A 7,251-nucleotide genomic window follows, 5' to 3' on the forward strand; every position below is an offset into this window, starting at 1 on the left:
GGGCGGGGGAAACCCCCGCGCGAAGCGCCGCGGCGCAGTGCGCCGCAGCGCGTCACGGCAACGCGCGACGGTTCGCCAGGACCGGGACCGCGCGGCGCGCCGCCGCCACCTCCGCGAGGTCCACGTCGTGCAGCAGGAGCCCCGGCTCCGCCGACAGCCGCGCCACCACCTCCCCCAGCGGAGACACCACCGCGCTGTGCCCGATCCCCGTCGGCGCCCTCGTATCCAACGCGGGGCCGACCGTCGACGGGTCGGCCTGGCCGGCGGCCACGATCCAGCACGTGCTGTCGAGCGCGCGAGCGCGCACCAGCACCTCCCACTGCTCCAGCTTCCCGGGGCCCGCCCCCCACGACGCCGGCACGAGGATCAGCCGCGCCCCCTCGTCCGCGAGCCGCGTGAAGAGACCTGGGAAGCGCACGTCGTAGCAGGTGGCGAACCCGATCCGGACATCGCCGAGATCGGCCGTCACGGCCCGGTCGCCCGGGGCGACCGTCGCCGACTCGGCGAAGCCGAACGCGTCGAAGAGGTGCACCTTGTCGTAGTGGGTGTCGACGCCGCGGCCGGTGATCAGCAGCGTGTTCCTGACCCGGCCGTCCTCGGCCGGGACGAACATGCCGGCCACCACGAGCACCCCGGTGCGCGCCGCCAGCTCCCGTACCGCCGTGGCCCACGGCCCGTCGAGCGGCTCCGCGACCGGGCCGAGCGGGATGCCGAACCGCGCCATCGCCGCCTCGGGGAAGACCACCACGTCCGCGCCCCGGTCCGCGGCCCGGGCCGTCTCCCGTTCGATCGCCGCCAGGTTGTCCTTCGGCGAGACGCCGGAGGCCAGCTGGCCCACCGCGATCCGCACCGTGCCGGCGGCCGGGGGATCCGCTGCCATGTCTCTCCTCCTCCATCGCGGTGAATGCCGTAAGGGAACCGTAGGGGACCATGTTCGTATGGCAACCCATGTGATCACAGGGGCAGGTTCGGGAATCGGCGCGGCCATCGCGGGGCGGCTGGCCGAGCGGGGCGACGAGGTGTGGCTGTGGGCGCGCGACGCCGGCCGCGCGCGGGAGCTCGAGGCGCGCCATCCCGGCGCCCGCACCCTCGTCGGCGACCTGGCCGAGCCCGACCGGCTCTCCTGGGCGCTCGGCCACCAGTCCCCGCCGGACCGCATCGACTCGCTGATCCACAGCGCCGGCGTCATCGAACTCGGTTCCGTCGGCGAGCTCACCCCCAAGGTGTGGCACGCCACCCTCGCGACCAACCTCATCGCCCCGGCCGAGCTGACCCGGCTGCTGTTGCCGCAGCTGCGCGCGGCCCGCGGGCACGTCGTCTTCGTCAACTCGGGCGCCGGGCTGCACGCGTACGGCGAGTGGGGCGCGTACGCGGCGAGCAAGTTCGGGCTGCGGGCGCTCGCCGACGCGTTGCGCGGCGAGGAGGCGGCCAACGGGGTCCGCGTCACCACCGTCTACCCGGGCCGCACCGCGACGCCCATGCAGGAGAAGGTGCACCAGCAGGAGGGGCGGGAGTACGACCCGGACCGCTGGCTGACCCCGAAGGACGTGGCGACCACCGTGCTCACCGCGCTCGACCTGCCGCGCGGCGCCGAGGTCACCGACCTCACGGTGCGACCCACCGGGTGACCTACGTTGTCTGTCGTGACGGACAACGCGACGGAGACGGCGACACACACGCCGAAGTGGAAGTTCCCCTGGGGCCCGGCCGCGGCCACCGGGATCGGCTCGATGCCGGGCGAGGACGCCAGGGAGGCCGCCAGGATCGTGGCGGGCTCCCTGGAGACCCTGCTCCACCTGCCCGAGCTGCCGGCCCGCGGCCCGGGCGCCGACATGATCGGGCGCACGGCCGGGCTGCTCGTTGAGCTGTACGCCCGCGTCGAGCCGAGCGGTTGGCGGATCGGCGACCGGCCGGGGCGGGACACCCGCAGGGCCAGGGCCTGGCTCCGCGAGGACCTGGACGCGTTGGAGGAGTTCACCCAGGGCTACGCGGGCGCGCTCAAGGTGTCGGCGGTCGGCCCCTGGACGCTGGCCGCCGCCCTCGAGCGGCGCAACGGCGAGGCCATGCTCGGCGACCCCGGCGCCTGCCGCGACCTGGCGGCCTCGCTCGCGGAGGGACTGCGCGGCCACCTCGCCGAGGTGCGCCGCCGGGTGCCGGGCGCCCGGGTGGTGCTGCAGCTCGACGAGCCGTCGCTGACCGCCGTGCTCACCGGCCGGGTACCCACGGCCAGCGGCTACCGCACCCACCGGGCCGTGGACCGGGCGGTGGCCGAGGAGACGCTGCGCGGCCTGGTCGCGGTGGCCGGCGACGACCCGGTGGTGGTGCACAGCTGCGCCCCCGGCGTGCCGTTCGCGCTGCTGCGCAGGGCCGGCGCCACGGCCGTCTCCTTCGACGCCGCACTGCTCACCGAGCGTGATGACGACCTGATCGGCGAGGCCGTCGAGGGCGGCACCGCGCTGTTCGCGGGCGTCATCCCGGGCGACGGGGCCACGCCGGGTCAGTTGTCAGACCCGGCCGGTACTGTCGGTGGAGTCAGATCGCTTTGGCGCAGGCTGGGGCTGTCCCCGGAGCTCCTCACGGAGTCCGTGGTCATCACCCCCGCGTGCGGCCTCGCGGGCGCCTCCCCGGCGTACGCGCGGGCCGCGCTCGAGCACTGCGTCCGAGCGGCCAGATCCCTCGCGGACAACCCAGAGTGACGGGAGACGAGTCAGTGGCCGAATCCTCCGGGGCCTCCACGGCCCGCACGGCCGGATCCACGGTGCCCGAGTCCTCGGTGCCGCCCGAGGCCAGGGAGAAGCACGCCCGGCTCGCCGAGCAGGTCGAGGAGCACCGCTTCCGGTACTACGTCACCACGCCGATCATCAGCGACGCCGAGTTCGACCGGATGCTGCGCGAGTTGCAGGCCCTGGAGGACGAGCACCCCGAGTTGCGCACTCCCGACTCGCCGACGCAGCAGGTCGCCGGCAGCTACGAGACGGAGTTCAGCCCGGTCGACCACCGCGAGCGGATGCTCTCGCTGGACAACGCGTTCGACGACGCCGAGTTGGACGCGTGGGCCGAGCGGGTCGCCGAGGAGCTGTCGGGGATCCCATACCACTTCCTGTGCGAGCTCAAGGTGGACGGCCTCGCGGTCAACCTGACGTACGAGCACGGCCGGCTGACCAGGGCCGCCACCCGGGGCAACGGCCGCACGGGCGAGGACATCACGCCCAACGTGCGCACCATCGCCGAGGTGCCGCAGCGGCTGCGCGGCGAGCGGATCCCGGCCCTGGTCGAGGTCAGGGGCGAGGTGTTCTTCCCGATGGAGCGCTTCCAGGAGCTGAACGCGCGGCTGGTCGAGGCCGGCGAGAAGCCATTCGCCAACCCGCGCAACGCGGCGGCCGGTTCCCTGCGCCAGAAGGACCCGAAGATCACCGCGAGCCGCCCGCTGCAGATGGTGGTGCACGGCATCGGCGCCCGCGAGGGCTTCGACATCGACCGGCTCTCGGAGGCCTACGACCTGCTGAAGGAGTGGGGCCTGCCCACGGCGCGGGCGGCCAGGGCGGTCGACTCGACGGCCGGGGTGCGGGAGTTCATCTCCTACTACGGCGAGCACCGGCACGCCGTGGAGCACGAGATCGACGGCGTGGTCGTCAAGCTCGACGAGATCCGGCTCCAGGGGCGGCTCGGCTCCACCTCGCGGGCGCCGCGCTGGGCCATCGCCTGGAAGTACCCGCCCGAGGAGGTCAACACCAGGCTGGTGGACATCCGGGTCGGCGTCGGCCGCACCGGCCGGGTCACCCCGTACGCGGTCGTCGAGCCGGTCACGGTGGCCGGCTCCGAGGTCGAGTTCGCCACCCTGCACAACCAGGAGGTGGTCAAGGCCAAGGGTGTGCTCATCGGGGACACGGTGGTGCTGCGCAAGGCCGGGGACGTGATTCCCGAGATCCTCGGCCCGGTCGCCGACCTGCGGGACGGCAGCGAGCGCGAGTTCGTGATGCCGGCCGAGTGCCCCGAGTGCGGCACCGCGCTGCGGCCGATGAAGGAGGGGGACATCGACCTGCGCTGCCCCAACTCCCGGTCGTGCCCGGCCCAGTTGCGGGAGCGGATCTACTACCTGGCCGGCCGCAAGTGCCTCGACATCGACCACTTCGGCTATGTCGCGGCCGCCGCGCTCACCCAGCCGCTCGAGCCGGCCGAGCCGCCGCTGCGGGACGAGGGCCGGCTCTTCGAGCTCACCGTCGAGGAGCTGCTGCCCATCAAGTCGTACGTGCTCGACCAGGACACCGGGCTGCCCAAGCGCGACCCGGAGACCGGCGAGCCCAAGGTCGTCACCTTCTTCGCCAACCAGCAGGGCGAGCCCAAGAAGAACACGCTGGCCATGCTGGACGCCATCAGGGAGGCCAGACACCGCCCGCTGGCCCGGATCATCACCGGGCTCTCCATCCGGCACGTGGGCCCGGTGGCGGCCGAGGCGCTGGCCCGCGAGTTCGGCTCGCTCGACCGCATCGCCGAGGCCGGCGAGGAGGAGCTGGCGGCCACCGAGGGCGTCGGCCCGACCATCGCGGCCTCGCTGAAGGACTGGTTCGCGGTGGACTGGCACCGGGAGATCGTGGAGCGCTGGCGGGCCGCCGGCGTGCGGCTCGCCGAGGAGACCGACAAGGAGGCCGGGCCCCGGCCGCTGGCCGGCGTCACGGCGGTGGTCACCGGCACCCTGCAGGGCTTCACGCGGGACGGCGCCAAGGAGGCGCTGCAGACCCGGGGCGCGAAGGTGACGGGCTCGGTGTCCAAGAAGACGGACTTCGTGGTCGTGGGGGAGAGCCCGGGCTCCAAGTACGACAAGGCGGTGCAGCTCAAGGTGCCGATCCTCGACGAGGCCGGCTTCCGCCTGTTGCTCGAGCGCGGCCCCGACGCGGCGCGCGGGGCGGCGCTCGTCACGGACGAGGCGGCGGGGGAGAAGGAGGCAGCCGGGGAAGGCGGGGCTGACGGAGAGTCGAACGCCTGAACTACGGGCATATACCAGGAACATAAGACCGCGCGAGGTGCTTTCGGTAACCGTCGGTGTTCCCTGCCCCTGCCGGCTCCGGGCGGCCTAGTGTGGGGTGGTGCGCCCGTCGCGGGCGGGCGAGAACGGCCGTGAGAGGGACCCGAATGCAGTCAGCCCCCGGGGGGAGACGGCCCCCACCACGTGATCACGCGTGGCTGTCCCGCTACATCCGCCCTGCCGTGCCGGTGGCGGCCGGCATCGCCCTGGTCATCGGCGTCGTCCGGGTCCTCGCCGGCGGCCACGCGCTGTTCCCCGCCGACCGGCCGGGGTGGGGCTTCGCCGTCCTCACGGCGCTGATCGTGGCGCACCTGGTGGCGTGGGGGCGGGACCGCTGGTGGAGCGGCGGCAGCGGCGCGGGCGCCGCGCTCGCCCTCGCGATGCTGCTGCTCTACGGCTGGGTGCCGGCCGTGCTGGTCAGCATGGCGGTGGTCACCCTGGTCGGCGCCGCCCGCCGGGAGCGGCGCCGCGAGGCCGTGCTGCACGGCGCCATCGACGTGCTCGGCATAGGCGCGGCCGCCCTCACGCTCGCCGCCTGGGGGAACCGGCCGAGCATCGAGAACCGCTGGGAGCCGGCCGCCTGGGAGCCCACCACCGTCCCCCAGTTAGTCCTGGGCGCCGCCGCCTACCTGCTGATCACCCGCACCCTGCTGTGGCTCAGCAGCGATCCGCCGGGCGGCCTGTCGTCGCTCGCCACCGGCGTGCTCGTGCGACAGGCGCTGGTCGCCACGGCACTGCTGTGCATCGTCCCGCTGATCGTGGTGGTGGCCGCCCACAAGCCGCTGCTGCTGCCGCTGTTCGCGGTCCCGCTGATAGCCCTCGACTCCACCTTCTGGATGGCCAGGGACCGCGCCGAGGACCAGCTCCTCGACCCGCTGACCGGGCTGCCCAACCGGCAGTGGCTGCTGGAGCGCACCCGGGTCGCCCTGGAGGAGGCCGGCCGGGCCGGCGAGCGCTCCGCGCTGATCCTCATCGACCTCGACAGCTTCCGGTCGGTCAACGACACCCTCGGCCACCTCACCGGCGACCGGCTGCTGCTCCAGATCGCCGACCGCATCAGGCGCGAGCTGCCCGAGCAGGCCGAGGCGGCCAGGCTCGGCGGCGACGAGTTCGCCGTGCTGCTGCCCAGGATCGACTCCGCCACCAGCGCGCAGCGCGTCGCCCGCGCCATCCTCGGCTCCCTGAGCGCCCCCCTCGAACTCGACGGCCTGACCCTGGTGGTCGAGGCAAGCGCGGGCGTCGCGGTCTTCCCCGAGCACGCGCCCGAGGCCGAGGGCCTGCTGCGCAGGGCCGACGTCGCCATGTACGGCGCCAAGAGCGACCGCAGCGGCGTCGAGGTCTACGACGCCAGCCGCGACGGCAACACCCCCGACCGCCTCGCCCTCCTCGGCGACCTGCGGCGCGCCCTCGAGGACGGCGAGGTGGAGCTGCACTACCAGCCCAAGGTCCGCTTCGACGGCGAGGTCGCCGGCCTCGAGGCGCTGGTCCGCTGGCGGCACCCGGACCGGGGCCGGATCCCGCCCGACGAGTTCATCGCCATGGCCGAGACCTCGGGTCTCATGCCGCGGCTCACGGAGTACGTGCTGGAGACGGCGCTCTGCCAGGTCGCCCGATGGCGCTCGGCCGGCCTCACCGTGCCGGTCGCGGTCAACGTCTCGCCGCGCGACGTCTACACCCCGGGATTCGCCGGCGCCGTCGCCGCCCGCCTCGCCCGGCACGGCGTCCCCGCCGGCTCGCTGCAGCTCGAGATCACCGAGCACGTGATGCTCGAGGACCCGCAGCAGGCCGCCGACACCCTGGCCGGCCTCACCGGCCACGGCGTCCGCATGTCGCTCGACGACTTCGGCACCGGCTACTCCTCGCTGGTCCACCTGCGGCGACTGCCGGTCAGCGAGCTGAAGATCGACCGCTCCTTCGTGGCCCGCCTCACGGTCGACAGCGAGGACGCGGAGATCGTCCGCTGCACGGTGGAACTCGCCCACTCGCTGGGGCTCGTGGTGGTCGCCGAGGGCGTCGAGGACGACGAGACCTGGGAGCGGCTGCGGGACCTGGGCTGCGACGCGGTCCAGGGCTGGCTGGTGGCGGCGGCGATGCCGCCCGCCGAGACCACGGCATGGCTACGCGCCCGCGAAACGGGCGTGCCAGCCCTCCCCGCCTCCACGGCCTGAGACCGCGCCGCTGCGCGCTTGGCGTCGGCCACGGCGCGGCCGTGCCGCGCCCACCCACCC

Annotated in this window: 5 protein-coding genes; 4 read left to right on the plus strand and 1 reads right to left on the minus strand. The window is 74.2% G+C overall.

Going from position 1 to position 7,251, the window contains the following annotated elements; genetic code table 11:
• Positions 1 to 52 precede the first annotated feature (52 nt).
• Complete coding sequence (locus tag E1265_RS30725) at positions 53 to 880, minus strand: carbon-nitrogen hydrolase family protein (protein WP_132934248.1); 828 nt, start codon at positions 878 to 880, stop codon at positions 53 to 55.
• 58 nt (positions 881 to 938) lie between these two features.
• Here E1265_RS30725 and E1265_RS30730 point away from each other — a divergent pair, with 58 nt between their 5' ends.
• The 4 genes from E1265_RS30730 (at position 939) to E1265_RS30745 (ending at position 7,191) form a co-directional block, all read left to right on the plus strand.
• Entirely contained in the window at positions 939 to 1,628 is a 690-nt protein-coding gene (locus E1265_RS30730; protein WP_132934249.1) for an SDR family oxidoreductase, read from the plus strand.
• Positions 1,629 to 1,721: 93 nt separating this feature from the next.
• Positions 1,722 to 2,696, plus strand: coding sequence for a methionine synthase (locus tag E1265_RS30735; protein ID WP_279571480.1), 975 nt, complete (start codon positions 1,722 to 1,724; stop codon positions 2,694 to 2,696).
• A gap of 77 nt (positions 2,697 to 2,773) precedes the next feature.
• Positions 2,774 to 4,984: an NAD-dependent DNA ligase LigA gene (gene ligA, locus E1265_RS30740; protein WP_207931277.1), complete on the plus strand. Its 2,211-nt coding sequence runs from the start codon at positions 2,774 to 2,776 to the stop codon at positions 4,982 to 4,984.
• A gap of 146 nt (positions 4,985 to 5,130) precedes the next feature.
• Entirely contained in the window at positions 5,131 to 7,191 is a 2,061-nt protein-coding gene (locus E1265_RS30745) for a bifunctional diguanylate cyclase/phosphodiesterase (protein ID WP_132934250.1), read from the plus strand.
• Positions 7,192 to 7,251 lie beyond the last annotated feature (60 nt).

The organism is Streptomyces sp. 8K308 (assembly GCF_004348315.1).
GTDB lineage: Bacteria > Actinomycetota > Actinomycetes > Streptomycetales > Streptomycetaceae > Streptomyces.

Coding starts and splice junctions, on each gene's coding strand:
- E1265_RS30725 (WP_132934248.1), bottom strand. CDS start 880: ATGGCAGCGGATCCCCCGGCCGCCGGCACGGTGCGGATCGCGGTGGGC.
- E1265_RS30730 (WP_132934249.1), top strand. CDS start 939: ATGGCAACCCATGTGATCACAGGGGCAGGTTCGGGAATCGGCGCGGCC.
- E1265_RS30745 (WP_132934250.1), top strand. CDS start 5,131: ATGCAGTCAGCCCCCGGGGGGAGACGGCCCCCACCACGTGATCACGCG.